The organism is Haloplanus salinarum, from assembly GCF_009762275.1.
GTDB lineage: Archaea > Halobacteriota > Halobacteria > Halobacteriales > Haloferacaceae > Haloplanus > Haloplanus salinarum.
Genome location: NZ_CP034345.1, coordinates 1,644,864 through 1,659,638, shown reverse-complemented (window position 1 = coordinate 1,659,638; position 14,775 = coordinate 1,644,864). Strand labels below are relative to the sequence as shown.

Annotated in this window: 19 protein-coding genes; 11 read left to right on the top strand and 8 right to left on the bottom strand. The window is 71.2% G+C overall.

The features are described 5' to 3' along the window. Positions 1–15: 15 nt before the first annotated feature. A complete protein-coding gene (locus EI982_RS09830) occupies positions 16–1,170 on the bottom strand; it encodes an MBL fold metallo-hydrolase (RefSeq protein WP_157689534.1) in 1,155 nt (384 codons plus the stop codon). Between the two features lie 73 nt (positions 1,171–1,243). Here EI982_RS09830 and EI982_RS09825 point away from each other — a divergent pair, with 73 nt between their 5' ends. Beyond that, positions 1,244–1,888, top strand: a complete 645-nt coding sequence (locus EI982_RS09825; protein WP_157689533.1) for a rubrerythrin family protein — start codon at positions 1,244–1,246, stop codon at positions 1,886–1,888. A gap of 90 nt (positions 1,889–1,978) precedes the next feature. After that, positions 1,979–3,088: an NADH dehydrogenase subunit gene (locus tag EI982_RS09820; protein WP_157689532.1), complete on the top strand. Its 1,110-nt coding sequence runs from the start codon at positions 1,979–1,981 to the stop codon at positions 3,086–3,088. A 54-nt stretch (positions 3,089–3,142) separates the two neighbouring features. Here EI982_RS09820 and EI982_RS18375 read toward each other — a convergent pair whose 3' ends face one another. From EI982_RS18375 to EI982_RS09810, 3 genes are all read right to left on the bottom strand, one after another. Continuing rightward, entirely contained in the window at positions 3,143–3,310 is a 168-nt protein-coding gene (locus EI982_RS18375; protein ID WP_199243584.1) for a DUF7331 family protein, read from the bottom strand. A 52-nt stretch (positions 3,311–3,362) separates the two neighbouring features. Continuing rightward, entirely contained in the window at positions 3,363–4,220 is an 858-nt protein-coding gene (locus EI982_RS09815; protein WP_157689531.1) for an aldo/keto reductase, read from the bottom strand. Between the two features lie 102 nt (positions 4,221–4,322). After that, positions 4,323–4,610, bottom strand: coding sequence for a hypothetical protein (locus EI982_RS09810; protein WP_157689530.1), 288 nt, complete (start codon positions 4,608–4,610; stop codon positions 4,323–4,325). Between the two features lie 108 nt (positions 4,611–4,718). Here EI982_RS09810 and EI982_RS09805 point away from each other — a divergent pair, with 108 nt between their 5' ends. From EI982_RS09805 to EI982_RS09780, 6 genes are all read left to right on the top strand, one after another. After that, positions 4,719–6,122: a cryptochrome/photolyase family protein gene (locus EI982_RS09805; protein WP_157689529.1), complete on the top strand. Its 1,404-nt coding sequence runs from the start codon at positions 4,719–4,721 to the stop codon at positions 6,120–6,122. Between the two features lie 73 nt (positions 6,123–6,195). Beyond that, positions 6,196–6,408: a DUF8149 family protein gene (locus EI982_RS09800; RefSeq protein ID WP_157689528.1), complete on the top strand. Its 213-nt coding sequence runs from the start codon at positions 6,196–6,198 to the stop codon at positions 6,406–6,408. 97 nt (positions 6,409–6,505) lie between these two features. Beyond that, positions 6,506–7,063, top strand: a complete 558-nt coding sequence (locus EI982_RS09795; RefSeq protein ID WP_157689527.1) for a halocyanin domain-containing protein — start codon at positions 6,506–6,508, stop codon at positions 7,061–7,063. Positions 7,064–7,143: 80 nt separating this feature from the next. After that, complete coding sequence (locus EI982_RS09790; RefSeq protein WP_157689526.1) at positions 7,144–7,779, top strand: DsbA family oxidoreductase; 636 nt, start codon at positions 7,144–7,146, stop codon at positions 7,777–7,779. A 39-nt stretch (positions 7,780–7,818) separates the two neighbouring features. After that, on the top strand, positions 7,819–8,868 hold the full coding sequence (locus EI982_RS09785) for a S1C family serine protease (RefSeq protein ID WP_157689525.1): 1,050 nt from the start codon (positions 7,819–7,821) through the stop codon (positions 8,866–8,868). A gap of 139 nt (positions 8,869–9,007) precedes the next feature. Then, positions 9,008–10,894, top strand: coding sequence for a hypothetical protein (locus EI982_RS09780; RefSeq protein ID WP_157689524.1), 1,887 nt, complete (start codon positions 9,008–9,010; stop codon positions 10,892–10,894). Here the strand turns inward: EI982_RS09780 and EI982_RS09775 are convergent, their stop codons facing one another. After that, positions 10,895–11,092 carry a DUF8015 family protein gene (locus EI982_RS09775; protein ID WP_157689523.1) on the bottom strand — a complete coding sequence of 66 codons (198 nt, stop codon included), beginning with the start codon at positions 11,090–11,092 and terminating at the stop codon, positions 10,895–10,897. A 127-nt stretch (positions 11,093–11,219) separates the two neighbouring features. Between EI982_RS09775 and EI982_RS09770 the strand changes: the two genes are divergently transcribed. The 3 genes from EI982_RS09770 to EI982_RS09760 are packed head-to-tail and all read left to right on the top strand — an operon-like array spanning position 11,220 to position 13,021. Beyond that, a complete protein-coding gene (locus EI982_RS09770) occupies positions 11,220–11,693 on the top strand; it encodes a molybdopterin-dependent oxidoreductase (protein WP_157689522.1) in 474 nt (157 codons plus the stop codon). A gap of 55 nt (positions 11,694–11,748) precedes the next feature. Beyond that, on the top strand, positions 11,749–12,033 hold the full coding sequence (locus EI982_RS09765; RefSeq protein ID WP_199243583.1) for a hypothetical protein: 285 nt from the start codon (positions 11,749–11,751) through the stop codon (positions 12,031–12,033). Between the two features lie 58 nt (positions 12,034–12,091). Next, positions 12,092–13,021, top strand: a complete 930-nt coding sequence (locus EI982_RS09760) for a DUF7504 family protein (RefSeq protein WP_157689521.1) — start codon at positions 12,092–12,094, stop codon at positions 13,019–13,021. On the opposite strand, the gene EI982_RS09755 is transcribed toward EI982_RS09760, so the two are convergent. From EI982_RS09755 to EI982_RS09745, 3 genes are all read right to left on the bottom strand, one after another. Further along, positions 13,022–13,333, bottom strand: a complete 312-nt coding sequence (locus EI982_RS09755) for a HalOD1 output domain-containing protein (protein ID WP_157689520.1) — start codon at positions 13,331–13,333, stop codon at positions 13,022–13,024. 94 nt (positions 13,334–13,427) lie between these two features. Beyond that, positions 13,428–13,961, bottom strand: coding sequence for a DUF8054 family protein (locus EI982_RS09750; RefSeq protein WP_157689519.1), 534 nt, complete (start codon positions 13,959–13,961; stop codon positions 13,428–13,430). Between the two features lie 10 nt (positions 13,962–13,971). Further along, entirely contained in the window at positions 13,972–14,751 is a 780-nt protein-coding gene (locus EI982_RS09745) for a nucleotide-binding protein (RefSeq protein ID WP_157689518.1), read from the bottom strand. Positions 14,752–14,775 lie beyond the last annotated feature (24 nt).

Here is a 14,775-nt window from a genome sequence, read left to right as displayed (position 1 = left end):
GGCATAAATCGCCCGCTACCCGCCGGCGGCGCAGTTGTTCGGCCCGAGTTCGAGTTCGAAGGCGGTCCCGTCGTCGACGGTTTCGGTCCCCAGGTTGATCCCGACGATCCGCGCGGCGTTCGCGGGTTCGGCCCCGCCCCGCGTCGTCCGCTCGACGAACGTCGCCTCGTCCTCCGCGAAGGCGTCCAGCCGGGTCCGCAGGTCGCCGAGGCGAGCGACGGCCGGGTCCGACGCCACGCCGGCGTCGGCGTGCCCGGGCGCGACGAGAACGTCGTCGGGGAAGCGCGCGAGACGATCGGTGAGCGTCGCGTACAGCGTCCGGGCCTGCGTCTGGGGGTCGGCGCCCTCCTGCAGGTCGGGGCGGGCGACGCCGTCGAGAAAGAGGCTGTCACCGGTCAGGAGCGCGTCCGTGTCGCCCGCCGAACCGACGGCGAAGCCGGTCATCCCCGTCGTGTGTCCCGGCAGGGCCACCGCCGTCATCCCCGTCTCGCCGACGGGGAGGCGGTCGCCGTCCCGCACCGTCTCGACGTCGGCGGCGTCGGCGACGCCGCGGTCGACCGCTCCTCGGGGCACCACGGGCGTCGCGCCCGTCGCCGCCGCGAGGGCCCGCACCCCGCTCACGTGGTCGGCGTGGACGTGCGTGTCGACGGCGTAGGTCAGGTCGACCCCCAGGTCGGCCGCGTCGGCCCGGTAGCGGTCGACGAACGCGCGCAACGGGTCGACGACAGCCATCTCGCCGTCCGCGACGACGGCGTATCCGAGGCAGCCGCTCGCGGGCCGGCTGTACTGGTGGAGGGTCGCCGCGCCCTCGGCGACGACCGTGCGGTCGTACAACCGCGCCCACCCCTCCATACCGTCGGCGAGGTTCCGGGCGTCGACGCCGGCGGCCGCGAGCCCGTCGGCCACCTCGGCGCTCGCCGCGCCGTGCGGACAGACGACGACCACCGGCTCCCGCACGTCGGCGGGCAGGAGGTCGGTCGCGTCGCCGGCGACGCCCGCGGCGACGAACTTCACGTACGGAACGTGGACACGGGTGAGCGACGGCGCCTCGATACGCCAGCGTTCGACCTCCGCGCGGTCCCGCACGTCGAGCAGCGTCACGGGGTCGCCGGCGGCGAGGCGTTCCCGGAGCGCCGCCGCCGAGAGCGACTCCGCGGTGTCGGTCGTCATCGGCGTCGTTACGTCCCCGACGGCGTTAAACGTGGGGTCGGGGTTCATGAGCGTCGCCGCCCTACGGGCCACCATGGACGGGAACACGCTGGTCGAGACGGTGCGGGAGAACCGCGCGACCGAACTGGATCGACTCGGCTCAGAGAAGGCGCTGGTGGCGTCGACGGCGGCCCGACTCGACCGGGCGTCGGTGCTCGCGGCGACGCTGGACGCCGAGCGTCGCGCCGCCGCGACCTTCGAGGCGTGGGCGGCAGACGAGGGGGACGACGCGGCTCGCGCGGCGTTCGAACGGGTCGCGAGCCGGGAGCGTGACCACGCCGAGCGCGTCCGCGACCTGTCGGACGACGCCGGTCAGATCTCCGACGCGGACCCGGAACCCGACCCGCTCCACGCCCACCTCCGTGACCTCGATTCGACCGCCGAACGGGTCGCCGCGGGGCTCGTCGCCCGTCCGCTGGTGAGCGAGCGATCGCTGCTGCAGGTGGTGAACTTCTTCGTCAACGAGGCCGACGAGCGGGCCGCCGACACCGTCCGGGACCTGCGCTCCGAGACGCGGGACCTGGTCGACGACGGGGCCGCGCTCCTCGATACCTGCTGTGCGGACGACGACGACTGGGACCGGGCCCGCGAGGCCGCCGACCGCACCGTCGCCGTCGCCTACGCCGAGTACGAGGACCGACTGACCGAGATGGGTGTCGACCCGAAGCCGGTCTGCTGACGGCTCACCTATATTTCCACGACTGTCGAACTAGAATAAGACGATGGTTTAATATAGTTATTTGTTAACAGTATACACGATTCGGCACTCATGAGCCTCTCGCGCCTCGACGGGGTGACGGTTCCGGAGATTGCCACCACCATTCGCAACGCCGGCGTCGCGGGGGCGGGCGGGAGCGGGTTCCCCACGTACGCGAAGTGGCGGCGGCTGGACGACGTCGATCACCTCTTGGTCAACGCCCAGGAGAGCGAACCCGTCTACCACATGGACACCTGGTTGGGCCGCGAGCGTGCGTCCGGGCTCGCGGCCCTGTTCGACGCGCTGCTGGGGACGGCCCTGGAGACGGTCGTCGTCGCCCCGAAGCTGACCGACCGCGACCGACTCCGCCCGCTCGAAACCGCCACGGACGCCACCGTTTACCTGCCCGACGACCTGCCCCTCGACCCCGAGGCGGCGTCCGGCGTCGTGTTCGCGTACACCGAGGACCGGTACCAGTACGGCATGGAGCAGGTCCTCCTCCGGACCGTCGACGGGACGGTCCTCGTGGGTGACGACCTGCCGATGGACCACGGCTGGATCGTCCAGAACGTCGAGACGCTGGCGAACCTCCGGCGCGCCCTCGATTCGGGCACGCCGGTCACCCGGAAGTACGTCCACGTCGCCGGCGACGTCCCCCGTCACCGCTTTCTCGACGTCCCCGTGGGGACGCCGGCGGCCCACCTGCTCGACGCCGCGGGCATCCCCATCGACGCCGTCCCGGACGACCGGGTGTTGTTGGAGGGCGGCCCCGGGTGGTGTTTCCGGACCGACGGCCCGCCCGAGACGTTCGCCGTCTCGAAGCGGACGAACGGCGTCCTGCTCGTGGACCGGGAGACGGTCGCCGCACACACGCTGGGCGAGGGACGCATCGACCTCCTCGACGCCCGCGACTGGGACGGCGACCACGAGGCGACGCCCTCGGCGCTCGACCCCGACGCAGTCCGGGTACCGCTGGTCGCCAACCCGTCGCTCGGTCCCGTCGCCGCGGCCGACCCCATCGTCGCGCCGGGCGACCGGGTCGAGCGCGGCGAGATGATCGCCACGCCGGGCGAGGCCATCAGCAACGCTCACCACGCCACCCTCGACGGCACGGTCACGGCCGTGGAGGCCCGCCACGTCACGATCCGGGCGGGTGCGGCCGACGACCGTAGTCGCGATTGAAAGTCATCGCACAGCCGATCGCACGTCGTTCCGCGATCGGCCGTGTAACCGGTTTCAATCGCGACTATCGGGATCGAGCGACACGACCGTATCGGAGCGGAGCCACGCCCGGGCGTCCCGGCGGTCACAGACGACGAACTCGTCGCCGTCCTCGTATCCGGCGTACCGATCGAGGGCCGGCGGTCCGGGGTCGCGGTCGGAGCGAGCCGAACGGGATTCCATCCCCGGGCGCTCGACGCGGCGCCGACTTCAGTCACGCGGTTTCCGCTCGTCCTCACCCCGACAGCCGCGACCGGGCGAACCCCGCGAACGCCCGGAGCTTCGAGGGGCGCCGGATCCGCTCCATCTCCGCCTCGGTCAACTCGAAGTCGAACACCTCGCGGTTCGCCCGGAGGTGCTCGCGCGTCGTCGCCTTGGGGACCGTGCGGACGCCCTCGTGTTGGATGACCCACCGGATCGCCACCTGGGCCGCGGTCTTGTCGTACCGTCGGCCCACGGCCGCGAGGACGTCGTCGTGGAGGACCCCGCCGTGACAGAGCGGGCTGTACGCCGTCACCAACACGTCGTGCCGGCGGCAGTACGACAGCAGGCTGCGCTGGTCCCAGTAGGGGTTGAACTGGACCTGGTTCGCGAAGATGGGCACCTCGGAACGCGACCGCGCCCGGTCGAGCAGGCGGACGTCGAAGTTCGAGACGCCGACGTGGCGGACGCGCCCCTCGGCCACCAGGTCGGCCATCGCGTCGAGCGTCTCCCCGAGCGGCGTCGCCCCCGGGAGTCGAACGGGCGAGAACGGCGGCTTGGCGTTCGGCCAGTGGATCAGGAGACAGTCGAGGTAGTCGGTATCGAGACGCCGACAGCTCTCGGTGACCGACCGACGGACCGACTCCCGATCCCGGTTCCCGCCGTCGAGTTTCGTCGTCAGGAAGACGTCCTCGCGGTCGACCGCACTCCCCCGGATCGCAGCCCCTACCCGTCGTTCGTTGCCGTAGGCCTGTGCCGTGTCGACGTGTCGATACCCCAGTTCGAGCGCCGTCTCGACGGCCCGCCGACAGTCGTCGCCGCGCAGGCGCCACGTGCCGAGACCGACCGTCGGCACCTCGACACCGCGGGCGGTCACGGTCTCTCCTGTCATACGGTCACACGGGACTCGCGACGCGTAAGACTGCCGACCGTACGTGGAGCGGACTCGTCCCTCCGGGCGGTGGACCGTCGGCCCCGTTCCGCGGCGGCACGGTCAGTCGTCGTCCGACGGCTCGTAGATACAGACGCGGTCGGTGGTGATCATCATCGGGTGGTCGTAGAGGACGAACGTCGTCCGGATGGGGGTCGCCTGCGATTCGTGGTGGAGGTTGCGGAGGGCGTCGACGTTTACGATCTCGTGAAAGGGGGTGTCCCGCTCCATCACGTCGATCCCGACACGATCGAAGGCCCTGGCGATCGCCATCTCGAGGGGCTCGTCGTCGTCGCGTTCGTACTCCGCGACCTCCCGTCGATCGATAGAATTCTGCGACTGTGGACTCACTAGCGGGGCTCCGTTGTCAGGAATTGACATTCGACCCGTATCAAAGCCCCGATTTTTTCCGGCGGCAACGAATCGAGCGTTTATGCGGGCCCGTTCCTACGTGTCCCCATGCGGCTCCACTGGCACCGGACGGACCTCCGGCCGTCCGACAACCTGGCCTTGGTGACGGGAGACGACCCGATACTGCCGATTTACGTCTTCGATCCGCGAGTGCTGACCCACGCCGCGCCGCCTCGGGTGGCGTTCGTTCGTGAGAGTCTCGCAACCCTTCGCGAGTGGTATCGCGCCCGCGAGAGCGACCTTCTGATCGTCCGCGGCGAGGCGCCCGCCGAACTCCCCCGTCTCGCCGACGAGTACGACGCCGGGACGGTGTCGTGGGCGCAGGCCTACTCCGGGCTGGGCCGCCGGCGCGACGACCGGGTCGCCGACCGCCTCGCCGCCGACGGCGTCGACCACCGGATCGTCGACGATCACCTCCTCCACGAACCGGGGTCGATCACCACCAACGACGGGGATCCCTACGCCGTCTACAGTTACTTCTGGAAGAAGTGGCGCGACCGCGAGAAGGCGTCGTCGGTGGCGGCCCCGGGCGCGGATCGGCTCGTCGACCCGGGTGTCGAGACGCCGATCCCGACCCTCGACGACCTCGGTTTCGACGACCCGGAGGCGACGATCCCCCCCGGCGGCTACGAGACGGCGCGGCACCGCCTCAACGAGTTCTGCTCGGGACCGATCTACGACTACGGGTCGGCGCGGGACCGCCCGGCGGCCGACGCCACCTCCCGCCTCTCGCCGCATCTGACCCACGGCACCGTCGGCGTCCGGACGGTCCACGACCGGGTCGTCCGCGCTCGCGAGGAGGCCCCGGACGAGGACGCCCGCGAGGCCGTCGAGACGTTCCGCGGCGAACTCGCCTGGCGGGAGTTCTACCATCACGTCCTCTATTTCGATCCCCAGGTAGTGACCGAGAACTACCGCGACTACGAGAACGACATCGAGTGGCGGACCGACCCCGCGGAGCTCCGGGCCTGGAAGGACGGCGAGACGGGGTACCCCATCGTCGACGCGGGGATGCGCCAGCTCCGCGAGGAGGCGTACATGCACAACCGCGTCCGCATGATCGTCGCCTCCTTCCTCACGAAGGACCTCCTGATCGACTGGCGCGAGGGGTACGACTGGTTCCGGCGGAAACTCGTCGATCACAACCCCGCGAACGACAACGGCGGCTGGCAGTGGGCGGCCTCGACCGGCACCGACGCCCAGCCCTACTTCCGCATCTTCAACCCCATGACCCAGGGCGAGCGCCACGACCCCGACGCCGAATACATCCGGAAGTACGTCCCCGAACTCCGCGGGGTCGACCCCGACCTGATCCACGACTGGCACGAACTGTCGCCGACACAGCGCCGCCGGACGGCACCGGAGTATCCGGCCCCCGTCGTCGACCACAGCGAACGCCGGGAGCGAGCGCTCGCGATGTTCGAGCGGGCCCGCGGCGAACACGAGGACTGACGGTCGCCGCCGCGACGCCGACCCGTCGTCCTCCCCCGCCCTTTTTGTCCTGGCGCGCGAGCGTTCGGCACCGATGACCAGCGACGACGACCCGACGGTACCCATCGTCTGCCCGGACTGCGAGACGACGACGCGGGTGCCGCTCACGGCGGTTGCCGACGCGGTCGCGAGTCACAACGAGAACGTCCACGACGGCGAGGAGGTGGCGGCGGTCGACCCCGCGGTCGTCGACCGCCTCGCCGACCTCGTCGCCGAGGACATGGGCCTGCTCGACGACACCGAGTGAACGGTCGTCGGCCGAACCCGATCGGGACGCCGGCCACGTCCCCGAACAGGTTCGGGGGAACGCTCGGGGCGACCCGGTGCCATCGTCCACGTGGACGATGTTCGATTCCGATTCGCCTACGCGACGGTCGGTCGTACTGTCGACGAGCGCACTCGCCCTCGGTGGTCTCACCGCGCTGGCGGGGTGTAGCGGCGGCGGTGGTGGCGACGGCGGCGGTGGCGAGGACACCGCGACCGATTCCGGCGGCGGTGGCGAGGACACCGCGACCGATTCCGGCGGCGGTGGCGACGCCGGCGACGGCGGCGCGGGCGCCGAACTCCAGGAGTGGTTCTCCAACGTCGACAACTACGAGTCGGTCGTCGACGAGACGGGGAGCGATCAGGTCACCGTGAGCGTCGGCGCGCAGGGCAACGGTGGCGCCTTCGCGTTCGATCCGACGGCGATCCGGGTCTCGGCCGGGACGACGGTCCTCTGGGAGTGGACCGGGCAGGGCGCCCAGCACAACGTCGCCGACGAGGGCGGCGCCTTCGAGAGCGACCTCACCGCCGAGGAGGGGTTCACCTTCGAACACACCTTCGAGGAGGCCGGAACCTACCGCTACGCCTGTACGCCCCACCGGTCGCTGGGGATGAAAGGCGCCGTCGTCGTCGAGTGAGCGGGTCACGCCGGGGGTCGTGTGCGCGTGGCTCACAGCCGAATCGCACTCTTTTACCCGACGGCCCTCCGAGGGGACACATGAGCGACACCCAGGCCCGCGAGCGCATCACGGTCTACTCGGATTACGTCTGTCCCTTCTGTTATCTGGGTCGACAGTCCCTCGATCGGTATCAGACCGAGCGGGCGGAGCCGCTGGCCGTCGACTGGCACCCCTTCGACCTCCGCGCGGGGAAACGCGACGCCGACGGCACGATCGATCACTCCGTCGACGACGGGAAAGGCGACGACTACTACGCCCAGGCGCGGGAGAACGTCCGGCGCCTCGGCGAGGAGTACGACGTCGACCTGGCACAGGAGATCGCGACCGACGTCGACTCCCGCCCCGCCCAAGCCGTCTCCTACCGCGTGAAGGAGACGGAGGACTACGAGACGTGGCTGGCCTTCGACCGGGCGGTCTTCGAGGCGCTGTGGACCGACGGTCGGGACATCGGGGAGGCGGACGTCCTGGTCGACTGCGCCGAGGCCGCCGACCTCGATCCGGCCGTCGTCCGGTCGGCGCTGGCCGACGACGACCTCTTCGCCCGGGTCGACGAACAGTTCGAGGCCGCCCAGAAACGCGGGATCACCGGCGTGCCGACGTTCGCGTACGACGGGCACGCGGCGCGCGGTGCGGTCCCGCCCGAACAGCTCCGGCGGCTGGTCGAGGGTAACTGACCCCCAACCTATTCCCCGCCGCATCCCCGAGTGTCGACGATGGTCGAGGGAGAGACGAGCCGACGCCGCTTCCTCCGTGCGGGCGGTCTCGCGCTGGCCGCGGGGCTCGCCGGCTGTGGCGCGTCGGCGCCGACGGGTGACGACGGTGCGGCATCGACGGACACCAGTCCCTACACCCGGGTCTACCGCGACACTATCGACTCGGTCCTCCTGGTCGAGACCGGATCGGGGAGCGGGACGGGCTTCGTCTACGACGGCACCCACGTCGTCACGAACGCCCACGTCGTCGGCGACGCGACGGCGGTCGACCTCCGGACGAGCGGGGGCGACTGGTACGAGGGCGAGGTCGTCGGTACCGACCCGAACAGCGACCTGGCGGCCGTCGCCGTCGAGGGCCTGCCCGAGTCGACGGTACCGCTCGCGTTCGCGTCGGAGCCGGCGGTCATCGGTCAGGAGGTAGTCGCCATCGGCAACCCGTTCGACCTCGACGGCTCGGTCACGACCGGCGTCGTCAGCGGCACCGACCGCTCGATCCCCGCGCCGACGGGCTTCAACATCCCCGACGCCATCCAGACCGACGCGGCGGTCAACCCGGGCAACAGCGGCGGGCCGCTGGTCGCGCTGGACGGCTCGGTGGTCGCCGTCATCAACTCCGGCGGCGGCGACAACATCGCGTTCGGCATCTCGGCGGCCCTCGCCCGGCGGGTGCTTCCGGAACTGATCGAGACCGGCTCGTTCGAACACTCCTTCCTCGGGGCGGCGCTGGCGCCGGTCACGCCGACGCTCGCCGAGGCCAACGACCTCGCGGAGCCGCGCGGACTGCTCGTGGTGCAGGTGATGCCCGACGGGCCCGCCGAGGGGATCCTCCGGCCGAGCGACCCCGAGGTGGTCGACGGCGAGCGCGTCCCCGTCGGCGGCGACGTGTTGCTGTCCATCGAGGGGACGACCACGGACACGCCGGAGGCGTTGGGAAGCTACCTCGCCCTGGAGACCGACCCCGGCGACGCCGTCTCGCTGACGATCCTGCGGGACGGGAGCGAGCGGACCGTCGAGGTGGAACTCGGCACCCGTCCCAACAGCCCCTCCTGAGACGGGCGACCGTTCCCGGTTCGCGGGGAGCGCCACTCGTGATCGACGTCCGGACTCCGCCCCGGCTCCATCGGTTGATAATTGGGCCGTACCACTCATAAGTCGCCCCGCCCACGGCTCCGAACGAGGACGGTCCCCGATGCAACGCACAGTCGTCGTCGCCGTCGCCCTCGCGCTCCTCACGAGCGCCGGCGTCGCGGCCCTCGGGGGGCCCGTCGCGGCCCAGACCGACGGATCCCCGGCGGTGCACGTCACCGCCGACGGATCGCCGCTCGACCTCGGCGAGGTCCACCACACGTCGAGCGACCCGTGGCTGACGGTGAGCGCGACGGCCCCGGCCGGGGAGACGGTCAGCCTAATGGAGATCAGGGTCGACGGCGAGACGAGGCACGCCTTCGAGCCGTCGACCCGGGAGGTCGAGGAGAACGTGGTCCTCGACCTGCGAAACGGCGACCACCGGATCTCGGTCGTCGTCAGGGGCGGGGGCGTCACGACCCACTCGGCGACGGTGGTCCGCGACGACCGCGCCCCCTCGGTGACGTTCGCGTCGCCCCTTCAGGGCGCGCCGACCGGCTACGAGACCAAGACCCTGGATCGTCTCGGCACGACGACACCGGTGTTCGTCGTCGACGGCGACGCAGTCAGCACGCTCACGGAGGTACCGGACCGGACCGTCTCCAACTCCACGCTGACGGTGGCGGGGACCATCGACGACCACTCCGATATCCGGGCGGTTCGGATCGACCACGCCTACGAGTACGCCCCCGTCGGCGGGCGGGAGGACGGCGGCGAGGACTTCACATTCGACCCGGTCGACCACGCGCCGATCCACCCCAGCGTCGAGGTGCCGACCGGCGACGTCGACGGCGACGGGTTCCCGGACCGACTCGACAGGCACTTCCTCCCCTCGCCGGGCGATTCGTTCAACGAGACGCTGACGCTCGCGCTCGGTGAGAACTACCTCCGGATCACCGTCGAGGACGTCCTCGGCAACGTGGCCGTCTACCACGTCGTCGTCGCCGTCGACGACGGGACGGCGCCGACGGTGAACGTGACCCGCGTCCGCTACCGGTCGCCCACGCGTCTCCACGTCGAGGGGACGGTCAGCGACGCCGTGCAGGTCCACGACGTCTGGATCGAGGACACCATCCTGACGCTCGACGAGATCGAAGCGGACGTCGACGCCGACGAACTCGACGGGATGGACGTCTGTGCGGCCGCGGACGTGCTGGATTTCGAGGGCGACGACGAACTCTGTACGGTCTATCCCGGCGGGACCGTCCACGTGAAAGACGACGACTCACTCGTCGTCCGTCACCGGATGGTGTTCCGGCGGCCGACGGTTCCGGACGCCGACCGGAAGCGTATCGACTTCGATACGACGGTGTATCACCCGCCCGGCGCCGACAACGTCACGATCGGCGCGAACGACACCGCGCTCAACGAGCGACTCCGGAGCGACGCGCTGTCGACGTATCTCGCCCCGAACGTCACCATCAGCGACCGCCGGACTGGATACGTGGAGGGACGGACCGTCTCGGTCGGCGGCCGGATCACGGGCGGCCAGCCCGCCGACGCGAGCGTCGAGACGCTCGACCCCGACACCGAGCGGCTGGTCGACGTTCGGCCGGTCGAGATCGGTCCCGACGGGCGGTTCGCCACCCGACTGGACGGCCTCGAGGAGGAGACGCGCGTCCGGGTTCGCGTCCGCGACGCCAGCGGCGTGGAGTACCTCAACTCGACGACGGTGACCGCCCCGGCCGACGAGCCGGCGCCGCCACCCGACACGAACGACGGCGATGACGGCGACAGCGAGGCCGCCCGGACGGGAACGCCCGCCGCGGCCGACGACGACGGAGCCGACGGGTTCCGCATCCCGCTCTTGGGCGTCGTCGTTCCCCTAGGACCGCTCGGCGCCAGCGTCAGCGTCCCGGTGCCGTTCCTCGGCCCGTTCGACCTCCCCCTCGCGCCGGTCGGCGTCCTGGCCCTGCTCGCCGGCGTCGGCGCCGTCGCCCGACGCCGGTGATCAGCGGGGGAACCGGAGCAGACAGACCACGAAGAGACAGGCCGCAAGCAGCGAGCCACCGCCAGCGGCCACCCGTAGCGGGAACGCGGAGACGATACCGACTGCGATGCCCCCGAAGAGCGCGAGGCCCATCGCCGCGAGCAGGTAGTCGACGTCCCGGGGCGTCGCCAGGGCCGACCGCACGATTCGATCGCTCATCTTGGTAATTACATCTAATTAGACGTGTGTGTATCTTTCGGATCGGCGGCGCTCGGGCCCCGAACCGGTTCGTGGCGGTCGGTCGTGGGCCGAAGGGCTAAGGTCGTGGGCCGCCTGCTTCGGTCCGATGTCGCACTCGGAGCCACCGGCCGACGCCGATCCGGATCGCTGGACGCTGACCGTCGACGGCGCCGTCGCCGACCCGCTGTCGGTGTCCGCGGCGGCCCTCGCGGCCGACGACGCGATGCGGTCGTCGACGGCCTGCGCGGGGGAGACGGCGACGGAGCGGGCGTGGCAGGGGGTCAGGGTCGGGACGCTCGTCGACCGGGCGGCCCCCGACGCGGCGGCGGCCCACGCGCTGGTGCACTCCGTGGATCCCGAGTACGCCTGTGGCTTCGCCCTCGACCGCCTCCGGTCGGCGCTGCTCGCGGTCCGGCTGGACGGCGAGCCGATCCCGGCGGAGCGGGGCGGCCCCGTCCGCCTCCTGGTGCCCGACGCCGACTGCTGGGAGCGGGTGAAGTGGGTCACCCGGATCGACGTGTTGACCGACCCGCCGGGCGAGGCCGACACCGCCCGGGACCGCGTGCCGGCCGACGGCTGATAGGGAGTATCGGCAGTCATCATGGATTCTCGCCGGGGCGGTCCGGCGAGAATTCATGGACAGTTACGATAACCCCTATGAGGTCGACATGGTCGGCTCGCGAACCGCGACGGCCGCCGTCGGCCTGGTCGCCAGCCTCGCCCTGAGCGTCGCCGCGTGGTACTACTTCGAGACGCTCCTCGTGTTCCTCCTCCTGCCGTTCGTTCCCGTGCTCCTTCGCGGCTCGGACGACCCGCCCGCCGACGAGTGCCCGGCCTGTGGGTTCGTCACCCGCGACCCGGCCGTCGACTACTGTCCCCGGGACGGGACGCGCCTCGAACCCCGGGCGGACGACGGCTGATCGACGGGGCGACCGCATCTTTATGCACCTCTCGGTTCAATGGGGTGATGACAGGGTCATGGGGGGTACGCACAGCGGCCAGCCGAGCGACGAACGATCCGTCGATCGGTCGGCCACGACGTTACTGTTGTCCGGTTCGGGCGGGAGCGGCGCGCTCGATCGGCTGGACGTGACACCCGACGCGGCGGAGGTACTGGTGGTGTCCGCCGAGCGCTCGGCGACGGCCGTCGTCGACGAGTGGCGGACGGCTCACCGAACGCTCCCGGCGGCGTTCGGGCTGATCTCTTTCGGGGAGTTCGCCCGCTCGGCCGCCACGGCGGAGGACGACGACGCGCCGTCGCGCCGGTCGCTCCCCGGACACGACGTCACGGTGACCACGATGTCCGATCCCGGGAACCTCCAGCGACTCGGGACGGCGGTCACGCTCTATCTCGACGACTGGGCCGACACCGACCGCGAGACGGTCGTCTACGTCGACGACCTCGGCCCGTTCGTCGAGGCGGGCGACCTCGAACCGACGTTTCAGTTCCTCCACCTGCTGAGCCAGACGGTCACGGGCATCGACGCCACGCTGGTCGTCCGCGCCGACGCGTCGACGACCGACGAGCGGACGGTCGACACGCTCCGGCCGCTGTTCGACAGGGTGCTCGACGACGACGTGGCGCCACCGGCCCTCGATACCCACACGCTCCACGAACTGCTCCGCAACCCCCGGCGGCGGTTCGTGCTCCGCTCGCTGTTCGAGGACGACGAGGCGACCCTCGACCGGCTGGCCTCGCGGCTGGCGACCTGGGAGAACGGAACCGACGACCCCACCGACGCGGAGCGAACCCGGGCGTTCACGGCGCTGGCCTCGGTCCACGTGCCGCGGCTGGCCGAAGCCGGGCTGGTGGTGTTCGACCGCTCCGAGAAACGGGTGACGCTCTCCGACGTCGCGCGCGGCACCGAGCGACTCGAAGAACACCTGAACGGGTCGTTCGACGGTTGACTACGCGGTCGGGTCGACGCACACCTCGCCGTCGCCGGTCACCGTCACCCGGCAGCCGGCGAGTTCGAACGTGAGCGTCCCGCCCACACGGGACGTCCCGTCGGGGAGGCGGCCGAAGATGCGGTTCAGCGCGTCCGGCTGGACGACCGCGTTGAGGTCGACCTCCGTCGGATCCTTCTCGGTCACTTCGAGCACCGCGTGGACGACGGTGACGCTCAGTTCGACGTCGCTCGTCTCGTGGTAGTCGACGACGTAGGCTCCCGTCTCGGGATCGTACGTTCCGGTCGTGTCGGGGGGAGAGTTGCCTTGCATGGTGGTCCGTCCGTCGCTGCCGTTCCCTATGTCGCCCGACGGTATAGCTGTGGGTGATCCCGGCATTCCGTTCCGCGGACCGGCGGTACGGCACTCAGTCGTCGAGGGCGTCGGTCAGTCCCCACTCCTCGGCGCGGGCGCGGGCCTCCGCCCGGGCCTGCTCGCGGATGGCCTCGATCCCGGCCTCGTCCTCGAGGAACGTCGCGACGGCGTCGGCGTCGTCGCCGAGGCGTTCGTCCGGCGCCGCCTCCCGCGTGCGGGTCACGAGGTCGCGGTCGGCGGTCAGTCGCTCGGCGGGGAGTCCCGGCGGGACCCGGAGGTCGTCGGCCCCGTGGGCCTCGGCCAGGTCCGTCCGGTCGAGTTCGTAGAGGTCGACGCTGTAGGGTCCCGGCCCCGCGAGGTCGTTCAGGGCGTCCGCCCCGCCGCGGTCGGTGTCGGTGCAGTACGCGAGGGTGGGAATCCCCGCCTCGAAGGTGAGCACGCCGCGGGTCTCGTCGTCGAGCAGGACCGCGTCCTGTGGCTCGAAGACGGCGTAGCCCGTGAGGCGTCGGTCGAGGGCGGTCGAAAGCGTCGTCCCGGGGTCGTCGACGACGCGTGACCGGAGCAGGTCGCCGCGTGGGATCCTCATCGGCCGACGGTCACACTTCCTCCGGGACGACCGCGCTCCTGAAACGATCCGCCACGTCGCCGCTCCCGCTCGCCCCGTCGCGCACGTCGAGTCGCTTCGCCGCCTCGCGGAAGGCCCGCGACGCGGGCGTGTCCGGCGCGTGGGCCAACAGCGGCTCCCCCGCCGTTCGGGCCGCGCGGGCGGCGTCGCTCTCCGGGATCACCCCGAGCGTCTCGCCGCCGAAGTAGCGCTCGGCCCGCTCGGCCACCCGTTCGATCCCCGCCTCGTCGCGGACGCGGTTGAACAGCGTCCCCGCCGTCTCCGTGCCGTAGGACCGGGCGTACTCCTGGACCTTCAGGCCGTCCGAGAGCGCGGGGATCGTCGGCTGGAGGACGATCACCGTCCGATCCGCGAGCACCACGGGGAGGACGGCGCTCTTCGAGCCGAGCGCCGCAGGCGAGTCCAGCAGAAGGACGTCGGTGTCCGCGGCCAGCTCCGCCACCACGTCCCGGAGGCGTTCGGGGTCGGCCGCTCGGAACGCCGCCAGCTCCGTCCCGCAGGGGACGACCTTCATCCCGAATCGCTCGTACACCGCGTCGTCGACGGAGACCTCCTTTCCCTCGATCAACAGGTCGTGCAGGGTCGTCGGCGCGTCGTCGAGGCCGGCGTGAAAGAGCAGGTTCGCCATCCCCGTGTCCGCGTCGACGACGGTCACGTCGTGGTCCGCGGCGAGCGCCATGCCGAGCGCGAGCGTGCTCGTCGTCTTCCCCGTCCCGCCCTTGCCGCTCGCCACGGCGAACGCCTCGACCATCGGCGACGAGTTGCGCACCTCCCC